Raw genomic sequence first — 11,416 nt, forward strand, 5'->3', positions numbered from 1 at the left:
TTCGTCGCTCGGTCCAAGAACAGGTGTAAGGGCGAACGACGAAGGGAGCGAGGCCAGTGCGCCTCCATGAGGACCCCGCGGCCTTTGAGGCCTTCTATCGCCGCCACGTCGATGCCGTCATGAGGTTCGTGGTCCGCCGGGTGAGCGATCCTCACCTGGCCGCGGATCTGACGGCGGACATCTTCCTGGCGGTGCTCGACTCCGCGGACACGTACGTGCCCGGACGGGGCAGCGAGATCGCGTGGCTGTACGGCGTCGCGCGCAACGTCGTGTCGGCCCAGTATCGCAAGGCGGCACGGGAGGCGCGGGCGGCCGGCCGCGTCGCCGGCCGCCGGCTGATGGACGACGACGATCTCGCCCGGATGGAGGAGCGGATCGACGCCGAGCGCCGGATGCGCAGCGCTCTGGAGGCCATGGAGGGCCTGCCGGAGGGCGAGCGCGCGGTGCTGGAGCTCGTCGCGATCGACCAGCTCACCGTCACGGAGGCCGCCGCGGCCCTGGGCATCAGGCAGGTGACCGCACGGGTCAGATTGCACCGGGCCAGACGTGCCCTTGAGAGCGTCGCTTCGCCATCGGCCGTGTACCTGGAAGGACAGACATGAGCAACTTCGAAGATCGCCTTCTCAGTGCACTCAAGGATGAGATCACGACGAGGACGGCGGAGGACAGGATGACCACTGTGACACCGGTTCGGCGCTCCCGGCGGCGCCTCGTGGGGCTGTCCGCCGCGGTGGCGGGGGTCGCGGCGGCCGCCACGGCGGTGGCGGTGCTGACCGGGCTCACCAGCAGCCCGGCGTACGCGGTGACCACGGGCTCCGACGGCGGGGTCAGCGTGCGGATCCACTCGTTCAGCGACCCCGACGGGCTGGAGGCCGAGCTGGCCGACGCCGGGGTGCGGGCGGTGGTGGACTACCTGCCTGAGGGGCAGACCTGCAAGCAGCCGCGCGGGGAGCGTGGGGGCGGTCAGGGGCAGTTCGCGACGAGCATCGGCAAGGACGGCGACGGGATCGCCTTCACGATCGAGAAGGGGCAGGTGCCGGCCGGCTCGACGCTGGTCCTTGCCGTCTCGAAGAGCAAGGAGGGTGACGACCAGCCGCCGTTCGCGACGGCGCTGGAGGTGGTCAAGGGTACGGTCGCGCCGTGCGAGGCCACCACGCTGCCGGTGCCTCCTCCCGGGTCCGGTGGCACCACCGAGCGGAAGGACGACGGGCCCGGCCTCGACTCCGGTACGGAGGAGCAGGGGCCGAGCCTGAACACACAGAACGGCTGACGCGCCGTTCCCCGGGCCCGGCGGTCCCTCCCGAGCAGCGGGGGCCGCCGGGCCTGTCATGTGCCCCGTCATGTGCCCTGCCATGTGCCCTGCCATGTGCCCCGTCATATGCGCGGTGCGTCGTCCCGGCAGTCGTCCCAGTAGCGGTCCCCGGCCAGGAGCAGGGCGGCGGCGCCGACCAGGCCCGCCTCCTGGCCGAGGGCGGCGGGCATGACCTTGACGCGGCGGGCGAACCCCATCCGGGCGTGCTCCCGCAGCGCCTCCTCCAGCGGCCCGAACAGCGGCTCCCCGGCCTGGGAGAGCCCACCGCCGATGGTGACCAGGTCCAGGTCGCACAGGTGGGTGGCGGAGGCGATCGCGACGCCCAGGGCCCGCCCGGCCCGGCGCATCGCCCGCACCGCGACCGGGTCCCCGGCCAGCGCGTCCGCCGCCAGCCCCCGCGCCGTCACCCCGCGGTCCTCCCGGTACGCCGCGTCACCCGTCACGGCACCCACGGCCTCACCGGCCCTCGCGGGCCCGCTCACGGTCCCAGGGGGGTGGACCGTCTCGCCGCCGCCGGGAGCACGGGTCGCGGCGGCGCCGCCGCCGGGCACCCAGCCCTGGTCCAGGGCCCAGGCGGCCAGGGCCGGGCCTCTGGCGACGGCCTCCAGGCAGCCGTGGCCGCCGCAGCCGCAGCGGGGCCCGCCCTCCGGCTCGACCACCACGTGCCCGATGTGCCCGGCGTTGCCCGTCCTGCCGTTGACCAGCCGCCCGTTCAGGATCAGCCCGCCGCCCACGCCCGTGGACACCACCATGCCGAGCATGTCGCCGCTGCCCTGCCCGGCGCCCTTCCAGTGCTCGGCCACGGCCAGGCAGATCGCGTCGTTGTGGAGGCGTACCGGTAAACCGGGGAACAGCGCCGCCAGCCGGGCGCGCAGCGGGAAGTCGCGCCAGCCCGGGATGTTCAGCGGCGAGACCTCCCCTTCCGGCCAGGTCATGGGTCCGCCGCAGCCCACCCCCACCCCCTCGGCGCCCTGCGCCAGGGGCTCGACGAGGTCCGTGAGGGTCCGCCAGAGAGTCTCGGCGTCCGCGCCCTGCGGGGTCGCGACCCGCCTGGACCGGGCCACCGTGCCGTCGCGGCCGACCAGGCCGGCGGCCATCTTGGTGCCGCCGACGTCGATCGCCAGGATCACGGGCGGCCCGCCGTACCGCACGGGGTCATGGGCCGGCGGTGGCGCTGGAGAAGACCAGGACGGAGGCCGTGAACCCGTGCACGTGGTTGTGCCCCGCGACGGGGCCGACCTCACCGGCCGCGAAGAAGCCCGCCACGCCGATGGGCCCCAGCGTGTCGCGCAGGGCTACCGGGTCGTGGTCGGCGGTGCCGAACATGGCCGAGCCCCGCCCGTTGCAGGAGAACAGCAGGGCCCCGTCCACCTTGCCCAGCTCCTCGCGGTGGGCGTCGAGCAGGTCGTACAGGTCCTCGTCGGCGGTGGCGGCGTCGCGCACCTGGAAGCGTACGGTCCTGCCGACCTCCACGATGTCGCCGATGGCCACGGCCTCGCGTTCGGGGTCGATGCCGATGACGCCGCGGATGAGGAAGTCGCCGCGTTCGTGGCGCTCGGCGTACTCGTCCATGGCCAGCCCGATCTGCAGGCCCGAGGCGACCAGCTCGCGGTCGTCCTCGTCCAGGTCGCTGACGATGTCCTCCAGCCGGGCCAGCGCCGGCTGGCCGGCCAGCTCCAGCAGCAGGTTGTCCTCCGACGCGGTGACCACCATGCTCGGGCCGATCGGGCGGCAGCCCTGGCTGACCACGGTGCTGATCTTGATCGGCCCGCTGAGCAGCACGCCGATCGCGCCCTCGGTGTAGATCTCGCCGTCGGCGAACAGCCGTACGGAGCCCCGCCCCTGCAGCCCGTTGGCCAGCCCGCCGATCAGCGGCAGGTCGCCCAGCACGTCGACCGAGCGCTCGACGAAGGCGTCGGTCGGGAAGGTGTACGGATCGGCCAGCAGGATCGCCACATGGTCGTCCCCGCCCCGCTCGGGCAGCCCGACCACCACGAACCTGTCCTCGGCCGTCAGCGTCTCCAGCGCGAACGTGGTCAGCCGCGCCCCGTCCAGGGTCGCCGCCCAGGCGCTCACGGCGGGCGTCAGCTCCACTCCCTGCCCGTCGCCGATCACTCCGGTGGCGCTGCATCCGATCACGTGTGCCTCGGGCGCGAGTTTCATCGCGGCCTCACCGGCTCGCGCGACGTCCTCGGGATCGTCCCCGCAGATGAAGAAGCAGACCAAGTCGGCTTGGCCGCTGAGCCTCGACAGTGCCTGGCCGACGGCGTTCTCCGCGGCCTCCACCAGGTCGGAACCCACGGCGAGGCCGTCGGCGAAGCGGCTTGTCAACACGGCCACGGATCTCGCCTCCCTCGACATGTCCAAGTTCCCTAGGCCCGATTCTCCCCACTAAAGGGACAAGCACGCGCACGAACCGTCACGCAATAGTCAAGATCCGAAATCTCCGCCAGATGCGAAAGTCTCTGCCACATTCCTCGCAGGGGACGTAGTCTCGTTCCCGTGCATCAGCCACGTATTCTCCGCGAGTTGCGAGAGAGCGGCCACGTTCATCGCACCGTCAAAGCCGAGGTCCGGGAAAACCTGCTGGCCAGGCTGCGGTCGGGCGAGCCCCGCTTCCCCGGCATCGTCGGCTTCGACGACACCGTCCTGCCACACCTGGAGCGGGCCCTGCTCGCCGGGCACGACCTGGTCCTCCTCGGCGAGCGCGGCCAGGGCAAGACCCGGCTCATCCGCACGGTCACCGGCCTGCTCGACGAATGGACGCCGGTGGTCGAGGGCTGCGAGATCAACGACCATCCGTACGCGCCGGCGTGCACGCGCTGCCAGACCCTGGCGCGGGAGCTGGGCGACGAGCTGCCGGTGGCGTGGAAGCACCGCGACTCGCGCTACGGCGAGAAGCTGGCCACGCCCGACACCTCCGTGGGCGACCTGATCGGCGACGTCGACCCCATCAAGATCGCCGAAGGGCGCACGCTGGGCGACCCCGAGACGGTCCACTACGGCCTGGTCCCGCGCACCAACCGCGGCGTCTTCTCCGTCAACGAGCTGCCCGACCTGGCCGAGCGGATCCAGGTGTCGCTGCTCAACGTGCTGGAGGAGCGCGACATCCAGGTGCGCGGCTACAACCTGCGGCTGCCGCTCGACATCCTGCTCATCGCCAGCGCCAACCCCGAGGACTACACCAACAGGGGCCGGATCATCACGCCGCTGAAGGACCGCTTCGGCGCCGAGATCCGCACCCACTACCCACAGACCGTCGAGGACGAGCTCACGCTCATCCGCCAGGAGTCCGTGCCGGACATCGGGGCCGACGTCCCCGAGCACCTGATCGAGGTGATCGCCCGCTTCACCCGGCTGGTCCGCGAGTCGACCGCCGTGGACGCCCGTTCCGGCGTGTCGGCGCGCTTCTCGATCGCGGCGGCCGAGACCGCCGCCGCCTCCGCCGTGCGCCGGGCGGCGATCACGGGCGAGGAGCAGGCGGTGGCACGCGTGGTGGACCTGGCCTGCGTCGTGCACAGCCTGCGGGGAAAGGTGGAGTTCGAGGTCAGCGAGGAGGGCCGGGAGACCGACATCCTCGCCCACCTGCTGCGGCGGGCGACGGCGGAGACGTTCAGGAGCCGGTTGGGCGGCATGGACCTGTCTCCGGTGACCGACAAGTTCGCCGAGGGCAACCAGGTGGAGTCCGGCGATCTGGTGCCCGCAGGGGAGCTGCTGCACCGCATCGGTCCCGTCACGGGCCTGGCCAAGGTCATGTCGCGGCTGGGCATGGGCGCGGGCGAGGAGTCGCCGGGGCACGCCGCCGCCGCTCTGGAGTTCGCGCTGGAGGGTCTTTACCTCATGCGGCGGCTGTCCAAGGAAGACCTTGATGGAGTGACCGTCTACCGGACGTGAACATGTCGGCGGTCTCCCGCGTCATAGTGAGTAGTTCATCACTCCGTCGGGGGAGACCGCCCATGCGCCCGCTAGTCTGTGCCACCGTCGCCGCCCTCGCCCTGAGCGCCTTCACCGCCCCCGCCCAGGCCGCCAGTTCCGCGTACGGGTACGCCTGGTCCGACGGCAAGGGTCACCTCCGGATCGTGCCGAAGACGGCCACCCGCGTCATGCGGCAGGGCAACGTGCTCCACCGGCTCAAGACCCTGTCCGGGGCCAAGGAGCTGCGGCTCGACTACACCGGGGCCGCGTACGCGCGGGTCACGGTCGCGTGCGGCCTGAAGGAGACCGAGGGCCAGGTCGCCCTCGACGCCAAGGGCCTGGGCCGCACGGCCTGCGCACCCGCCCACCTGCGCGAGTCGCTCGGGCGCGGGCCCGTGCCGGTGCGCGTCGAACACCGGGGCGGCAAGGCCACCAGGGTCAACGAGATCCTGGTCGCCAACTGGCCCGGCCGGCGCTCGGCCACGGGCACGCTGAAGCGCGTCAACGACACGACCGTCGTGTTCGCGACCGGCGGAAAGAAGATCAAGCTGGGCTACTCGTACTCGACGGTCTTCCACCGCACCACCGCCCGGTGCGGCGACGGCTGGCTGACGGGCCGGCCGGTGAACGCGGACCGCAACGGTCTCGGCAAGAAGCAGTGCACGTGGACGGACCTGACGAAGGCGCTCAAGGGCACCCGGCACCCCGTCCTCGTGAAGATCGACTACACGCCGGGCGTGGACTCCCTGGACGAGGTGTGGGAGGTCTTCGGCGACGCCTGAAATTCCATGTCCACACATGAAGGCATTTCTCGGGTTAGCGTGGTTTCGTGATGGCCTTCCGCTACGGCGAATTCCACGACGGCCCCGACCCCTTGGCCCCTCCCTATGACGTACGCGCGGCGCTCGACGAGATGGGCGATGCCATCCTGTCGGGCTCGACGCCGGTCCACGCCCTGCGTGACCTGCTCAAGCGCGGCCTGCCCGGCGCGCAGGAGCGCCGCGGGCTCGACGACATGCTCAGGGAGGTGCGCAGGCGCCGCCGTGACCTGCGCGAGCGCGGCCGCCTGGACGGCACGCTGGAGCGGGCCAGGGCGCTGCTGGACAAGGCGATCGGGCAGGAGCGGGCCGAGCTGTTCCCCGACCCGTCGGACGACGCGCGGCTGCGGGAGGCGGGGCTCGACGGCCTGCCGGAGGACACCGCCAGCGCGATCCAGGAGCTGAGCACGTACGACTGGCGCTCGGCGGCGGCCCGCCAGACCTTCGAGGAGCTGCGCGACCTGCTGCGCCGGGAGGTCCTGGACAGCCAGTTCAAGGGCCTGCGCGACGCGCTCGCCAACCCCGACCCCGAGGCCCTGGAACGTGTCCGCCAGATGATGTCGGACCTGAACGAGATGCTCGACAAGGACTCCCGAGGCGAGCACACCCAGGCGGACTTTGACGCCTTCATGGCGAAATATGGCGATCTGTTTCCTGAGAAGCCCCGCAACCTGGACGAGCTCGTCGACATCCTGGCCCGCCGAGCCGCCGCCACGCAGCGCATGCTCGCCTCGATGACCCCGCGCCAGCGCGAAGAGCTGTCCAACCTCATGAACCAGACGCTCGACCAGGCCGGCCTGTCCGACCAGATGCGCCGCCTGGGCGAGGCCCTCTACGCCCGCCGTCCCGACCTGGCCTGGAACGCCCCCGAACGCCTCACCGGTGAGGAGCCGCTGGGCATGGGCGACGCGGTGACGGCGCTGGAGGAGCTGGCCGACCTGACCCAGCTGGAGACCGCCCTGCGCCAGGACTACCCGGGCGCGCGGCTCGACGACATCGACGAGGCCGCCGTACGCCGTGCGCTCGGCCGCTCGGCGGTCGACGACCTGGAGGCGCTCAAGCGGATCGAGCGGGAGCTGGAGGAGCAGGGCTATCTCCTGCGCCGCCGCGGCAAGCTGGAGCTCACCCCCAAGGCCGTACGCCGCCTGGGCGAGACCGCGCTGCGCCGGGTCTTCTCCTCGCTCGACGCGGGCCGCCGCGGCGACCACGAGCAGCACGACGCGGGCTCGGCCGGCGAGCTGACGGGCTCGTCGCGGCCCTGGCGCTTCGGCGACGAGCAGCCGATCGACGTCGTGCGCACGCTGGTCAACGGCGTGCGCAGCGGCGGCGTCGCGCTCGGCGACCGGGTCGGGGTGCGGCTCTCGGTGGACGACTTCGAGGTGGCCGAGACCGAGCGGCGCAGCGCCGCGGCCGTCTGCCTCCTGGTGGACCTGTCGTACTCGATGGCCCTGCGCGGCACCTGGGCCGCCGCCAAGCAGACGGCCCTGGCCCTGCAGGCTCTGGTGGCCTCGAAGTTCCCGCAGGACGCCGTGCAGATCATCGGCTTCTCCAACTACGCCAGGGTGCTGCAGCCGGACGAGCTGGCGGGCCTCGACTGGGACATGGTCCAGGGCACCAACCTGCACCACGCCCTCCTGATCGCCGGCCGCCACCTCGACCGCCACCCCGACTTCGAACCGGTGGTGCTGGTGGTCACGGACGGCGAGCCCACGGCGCACCTGATGCGCAACGGGCAGTCGGCGTTCGAGTGGCCGCCCTCCCACGAGACTCTGGAGCTCACGCTGGCCGAGGTGGACAAGATGACCCGCCGCCGCGCCACGATCAACATCTTCATGCTGGCGGCCGACGACCGGCTGAAGGAGTTCGTGGACGAGGTGGCCCGCAGGAACGGCGGGCGCGTCTTCTCCCCGAGCGCGGACCGGCTGGGCGAGTACGTCGTCAGCGACTTCCTCCGCCTGCGCCGCTCCCGATGACGCCATGGATCCCTGGGCTCTGCTCCGTCCACGTGCTGGCCGACGACCAGCACGCGGCCGAGGATCTGCTGCGGACGGCGCTGACCAAGCCAGGTCGACTGGGCGAACGGGCGGCGTACGGAGGCGCGGATCACGGGCGGGTGCTGCGGGAGGAGAAGAACGTGGCGTTCGCCCGCTGGGGCGCGGCAGCGGCTGACCGCTTCCGCGGACGAATTGTCGGTGCCACCTGCCAGACTCTCTCGGCATGAGCGATGACGTGCGGTTGCGGGATGTCGTGGAGGCCGACCTCGATGTGTTCCTGGAGCAGGAGCACGACCCGGAGGCGGTGCGCCGGTCGAGGTTCGCTCCCCGGGAGCGGGAGGCGTTCATGCGCCACTGGAAGACCCGCGTCCTCGGCGACCCGACCGTCTTCGTGCAGGCCGTCGTGGTGGACGGCGCCCTGGCGGGCAACCTGGTGGCCTGGTGGGAGGAAGATCGGCGCTTCATCGGCTACTGGTTCGGGCGGGCGTTCTGGGGCCGGGGCATCGGCACCCGGGCGATGGAGCTCTTCCTCGGCAAGGAGCAGACCCGGCCGCTGTACGCCGATCCCTTCCACGCGAACACCGCGTCCGTACGGCTCCTGGAGAAGCACGGGTTCGAGCGGTCGGGGACGATCAAGCACGGCGAGGACGAGCACATCATGCTGGTGCTCCACTGACCCTGCGGTGGCCGCACAGCTTCCTCATCGCGCGTCGGTCGGGACGGGTTGATCGCCCTCCTGGTCCCCGGTCTTCGGGCCGTCTCAGCCAGATGCGGTCCCGCCTTGTACCGCAGAATGTCCAGGCGCTTCCCGCGCGGCGCCGAAAATCATGCGGCCCCCGGCCCAGGCTCGGGGGTCCGGGGTCGGGAGAACCACGGCAAGGGGGTTCGGCTCCCCCGGAAGAGGCGCCCGGAGCCGGTCTCGCGCGGAGCGCGTCATCGGCGGAGGCCCATGCGGTTGGCCGGGGATTCGAGACGGTTGTCCCGGTTCAGGCCTCTATAAGGCGGGAGTAGAAGTCGAGGGCGACGTCGAAGCCGTCACGGCAGTTGCGGTGGGAGCGGTAGCAGGGGCGCCAGGCCGAGCTCGCGCCCACGCCCGCCCTCGCGTCGCTCAGCGCCGACGGCACGCGCTCCGGCTTCGGCAGCAGGCCGTGGCCCAGGTAGCGGACGCCCGACAGCTCCGTGTGCCGGCCGCGCCCGCCCGAGACGAAGGCACCCAGGCGCCAGCCGCTCTCCTCGTCCCACACCAGCGCGGTGCCGTCGGAGAGCTTGAGAGTGGCGTCACGGGGGTCGCACGGACCCTCCCACCAGTCCACGACCTCGGGTCCGAGCAGGTCGACGACTTGCTGCACGTAGCTGTACGGCTGCTGCAGCCACTCGTCGGTGTACGGCTCGACGTGCCTGATGGCCACGGACGGCACCCCCTTGTGCCCAATCGGTAAGGAAAAAGCGACGACAAGCAACCATACCCGCGGCGAACTTATTCCGTTGCACAGCCGTCTAGTCATTACGGACGATATTTACGTCCTAGACGGGGAAGGAGGGGCACCCATGATTGCCACGGTTCTCCTCATAATGCTGATGGTCGTCGCGGTGGCGGCCACGGAGCTGTGCATGCGCTGCTCCGCAGAGAGCAAAGAGAGTGTCGAGTCCCCCAGCGAGATCGCTGGGGACTAGTCTCTCCGGCATGTCGTCCCTGCTTCTCTGGCTGCACATCGGATTCGCGATCTTCACGATCGGCCCGGTCACCGCCGCGACGATGGCCGCGCCGCGCGTCATCCGCAACAAGAACGTGCCCGCTCTGCAGTTCATCCAGCGTACGACGAGGATCTACAGCCTCGGCAGCCTGGGTGTGTTCGTGTTCGGGCTGGTGCTCGGCGTGGCACTGGGCGGCGGGCTGCTCGGCAAGTGGTACATGACGGCGTCCATGACGCTGTTCATCGTGGCCGCCGTGCTGCTCGTCATCATCGACCGCGACCTGCGCACCGCCGTCCATGCGCTCTCGAGCGAGAGCGCGGACGACGATGCGAAGGTGCAGAACGGTCGGATCGCCGCCATCAGCGGGCTGCTGTCGGTGATCTGGCTGGTGATCCTGTTCCTGATGGTGGTTCCCGAATGAGCCGATGCCTGGTCGGCTCGACCCCGGCCGACCAGGTATCGGCCGGCCAGGGCCTCCCCGGGGTCAGCCGAGCGCCTGGGTGAGGTCGGTGAGCAGGTCGTCAATGGTCTCGATGCCCACCGACAGCCGCACCAGGTCGGACGGCACCTCCAGCGGCGACCCGGCCGCCGAGGCGTGCGTCATCCGGCCCGGGTGCTCGATGAGCGACTCGACGCCCCCGAGCGACTCCCCCAGCGTGAACAGCTTGGCCCGGTCGCACACCGCGACGGCCTCCGCCTCGCCCCCGGCGACGCGGAACGACACCATGCCCCCGAACCGCCGCATCTGCTTGGCCGCCACCTCGTGCCCGGGATGCTCGGCCAGCCCGGGGTAGAGCACCTCGATCACGCGCGGGTGGGCGAGCAGCAGGTCCACGACGCGTTCGGCGTTGTCGCAGTGGCGGTCCATGCGTACGCCGAGCGTCTTGAGCCCGCGCAGCGTCAGCCACGCGTCGAACGGCCCGGCCACCGCCCCCATCGCGTTCTGGTGGTAGGTCAGCTCCTCGCCCAGCCCGGCGTCGCCGGCCACCAGCGCACCGCCGACCACGTCGGAGTGCCCGCCCACGTATTTGGTGGTCGAGTGCACGACGACGTCCGCCCCCAGGCTGAGGGGCTGCTGCAGGTAGGGCGAGGCGAACGTGTTGTCCACCACCAGCAGCGACCCGTTGTCGTGGGCGAGCTGGGCCAGGGCGGCGATGTCGGCGATGCCGAGCAGCGGGTTGGTGGGCGTCTCGACCCAGACCACCTTGGTCTTCTGCGTCATCGCCGCGGCCACGGCGTCGAGGTCGTGCAGCGGCACGGGGTCGTAGTGCAGGTCCCACCGCTGGTGCACCTTGGCGAACAGCCGGTAGGTGCCGCCGTAGGCGTCGTTCGGGATGATCACGTGGTCCTGCGGCTTGCACACCGTACGCAGCAGGGTGTCCTCGGCGGCCAGCCCCGACGCGAACGCCAGCCCCCGCGCCCCGCCCTCCACGGCGGCCAGCGCGGTTTCGAGCGCGGTCCTGGTGGGGTTGGCCGAGCGGCTGTACTCATATCCGGACCGCAGGCCGCCCACGCCGTCCTGCTTGTACGTGGACGTGGCGTAGATCGGCGGCACGACCGCGCCGGTCAGCGGGTCGGGCTCCTGACCTGCGTGGATGGCCAGGGTCTCAAAACCGTTGCTCATACAGGCCACGTTAACGGAAGACCCGTACGAAGACGGCCCGCGATCCGGTCCCCACCGG

12 protein-coding genes are annotated in these 11,416 nt (G+C 71.3%); 8 read left to right on the forward strand and 4 right to left on the reverse strand.

Going from position 1 to position 11,416, the window contains the following annotated elements:
• The first annotated feature begins 56 nt into the window (after window positions 1–56).
• Both AB0J69_RS20285 and AB0J69_RS20290 read left to right on the forward strand, forming a co-directional pair.
• A complete protein-coding gene (locus AB0J69_RS20285) occupies window positions 57–602 on the forward strand; it encodes an RNA polymerase sigma factor (RefSeq protein ID WP_364119047.1) in 546 nt (181 codons plus the stop codon).
• Window positions 603–670: 68 nt separating this feature from the next.
• Entirely contained in the window at window positions 671–1,270 is a 600-nt protein-coding gene (locus AB0J69_RS20290; protein WP_364119048.1) for a hypothetical protein, read from the forward strand.
• A gap of 104 nt (window positions 1,271–1,374) precedes the next feature.
• Here the strand turns inward: AB0J69_RS20290 and AB0J69_RS20295 are convergent, their stop codons facing one another.
• Both AB0J69_RS20295 and AB0J69_RS20300 read right to left on the reverse strand, forming a co-directional pair.
• A complete protein-coding gene (locus AB0J69_RS20295) occupies window positions 1,375–2,442 on the reverse strand; it encodes an ROK family protein (protein ID WP_364119050.1) in 1,068 nt (355 codons plus the stop codon).
• A gap of 25 nt (window positions 2,443–2,467) precedes the next feature.
• Window positions 2,468–3,643: an FIST N-terminal domain-containing protein gene (locus AB0J69_RS20300; RefSeq protein WP_364119089.1), complete on the reverse strand. Its 1,176-nt coding sequence runs from the start codon at window positions 3,641–3,643 to the stop codon at window positions 2,468–2,470.
• Window positions 3,644–3,814: 171 nt separating this feature from the next.
• On the opposite strand from AB0J69_RS20300, the gene AB0J69_RS20305 reads away from it, so the two are divergent.
• From AB0J69_RS20305 to AB0J69_RS20325, 5 genes are all read left to right on the forward strand, one after another.
• Window positions 3,815–5,206, forward strand: a complete 1,392-nt coding sequence (locus AB0J69_RS20305; protein WP_364119052.1) for a sigma 54-interacting transcriptional regulator — start codon at window positions 3,815–3,817, stop codon at window positions 5,204–5,206.
• Window positions 5,207–5,268: 62 nt separating this feature from the next.
• Entirely contained in the window at window positions 5,269–6,009 is a 741-nt protein-coding gene (locus AB0J69_RS20310) for a hypothetical protein (protein WP_364119054.1), read from the forward strand.
• A 50-nt stretch (window positions 6,010–6,059) separates the two neighbouring features.
• Window positions 6,060–8,018, forward strand: a complete 1,959-nt coding sequence (locus AB0J69_RS20315; protein WP_364119092.1) for a hypothetical protein — start codon at window positions 6,060–6,062, stop codon at window positions 8,016–8,018.
• A 32-nt stretch (window positions 8,019–8,050) separates the two neighbouring features.
• Complete coding sequence (locus AB0J69_RS20320; protein WP_364119056.1) at window positions 8,051–8,266, forward strand: hypothetical protein; 216 nt, start codon at window positions 8,051–8,053, stop codon at window positions 8,264–8,266.
• Window positions 8,263–8,715: a GNAT family protein gene (locus AB0J69_RS20325; protein WP_364119059.1), complete on the forward strand. Its 453-nt coding sequence runs from the start codon at window positions 8,263–8,265 to the stop codon at window positions 8,713–8,715. Before AB0J69_RS20320 ends, AB0J69_RS20325 begins: the two co-directional genes overlap by 4 nt.
• Window positions 8,716–9,025: 310 nt before the next feature.
• Here the strand turns inward: AB0J69_RS20325 and AB0J69_RS20330 are convergent, their stop codons facing one another.
• Window positions 9,026–9,448 (reverse strand): DUF6292 family protein, encoded by a 423-nt coding sequence (locus AB0J69_RS20330; RefSeq protein ID WP_364119062.1) that lies wholly within the window; start codon window positions 9,446–9,448, stop codon window positions 9,026–9,028.
• A 275-nt stretch (window positions 9,449–9,723) separates the two neighbouring features.
• Here AB0J69_RS20330 and AB0J69_RS20335 point away from each other — a divergent pair, with 275 nt between their 5' ends.
• Window positions 9,724–10,155 carry a hypothetical protein gene (locus AB0J69_RS20335; protein ID WP_364119064.1) on the forward strand — a complete coding sequence of 144 codons (432 nt, stop codon included), beginning with the start codon at window positions 9,724–9,726 and terminating at the stop codon, window positions 10,153–10,155.
• Window positions 10,156–10,218: 63 nt separating this feature from the next.
• On the opposite strand, the gene AB0J69_RS20340 is transcribed toward AB0J69_RS20335, so the two are convergent.
• On the reverse strand, window positions 10,219–11,358 hold the full coding sequence (locus tag AB0J69_RS20340) for a cystathionine gamma-synthase (RefSeq protein ID WP_364119066.1): 1,140 nt from the start codon (window positions 11,356–11,358) through the stop codon (window positions 10,219–10,221).
• Window positions 11,359–11,416 lie beyond the last annotated feature (58 nt).

The organism is Nonomuraea sp. NPDC049709 (genome assembly GCF_040674815.1).
Classification (GTDB): domain Bacteria; phylum Actinomycetota; class Actinomycetes; order Streptosporangiales; family Streptosporangiaceae; genus Nonomuraea.

Bases quoted from the DNA above. Each gene is read 5' to 3' on its own strand.
- AB0J69_RS20290 (WP_364119048.1), top strand. From the start codon at position 671: ATGACCACTGTGACACCGGTTCGGCGCTCCCGGCGGCGCCTCGTGGGG.
- AB0J69_RS20310 (WP_364119054.1), top strand. From the start codon at position 5,269: ATGCGCCCGCTAGTCTGTGCCACCGTCGCCGCCCTCGCCCTGAGCGCC.
- AB0J69_RS20315 (WP_364119092.1), top strand. From the start codon at position 6,060: ATGGCCTTCCGCTACGGCGAATTCCACGACGGCCCCGACCCCTTGGCC.
- AB0J69_RS20325 (WP_364119059.1), top strand. From the start codon at position 8,263: ATGAGCGATGACGTGCGGTTGCGGGATGTCGTGGAGGCCGACCTCGAT.
- AB0J69_RS20335 (WP_364119064.1), top strand. From the start codon at position 9,724: ATGTCGTCCCTGCTTCTCTGGCTGCACATCGGATTCGCGATCTTCACG.
- AB0J69_RS20340 (WP_364119066.1), bottom strand. From the start codon at position 11,358: ATGAGCAACGGTTTTGAGACCCTGGCCATCCACGCAGGTCAGGAGCCC.